This is a genomic window from Robertmurraya sp. DFI.2.37 (assembly GCF_029211245.1).
Classification (GTDB): Bacteria; Bacillota; Bacilli; order Bacillales; family Cytobacillaceae; genus Robertmurraya; species Robertmurraya methanolica_A.
On record NZ_JARGEJ010000312.1, the window covers coordinates 1 to 395 of the forward strand.

Sequence of the window (395 nt, forward strand, 5' to 3'; positions counted from 1 at the left end):
CTGTTGATGTCCATATTAAGAGACTAAGGAAAAAACTAGGTACAGATCACCAACCATTTTTCCATACTGTTTGGGGAGTAGGGTTACATTTTATTACACAAATGTGAACGGTTCTGGGGGAACGTATGTAAGATGGGATTCTGTTAGTGGTGGTTGGCAAGCTTTAACATCAGGAATTTCATTCACTGATCGGAGCGTTTACCTTACACAGCAAGGAGGTACACTTGGCGGTGGGACAGGCAATAGAGAAAACACAATTAATGTAAATACAACATACTCCATACGCCTTGGCAGTTGACCTGCAGTTCATCAATGTTGTGGCAGGTCTTTATTTGGGGCTACTCCGAAGGTCACTAAGATTTTGTTGGGAAAGCTCGGCGGCTATTAAAAACTCT

The 395-nt window shown here is 42.3% G+C and carries 1 protein-coding gene; it reads left to right on the plus strand.

Annotated elements, in window-relative coordinates:
• Positions 1-107 (plus strand): winged helix-turn-helix domain-containing protein (locus tag PZE06_RS26660; protein WP_275792193.1); only part of this gene is annotated, 107 nt, incomplete at its 5' end.
• Positions 108-395 lie beyond the last annotated feature (288 nt).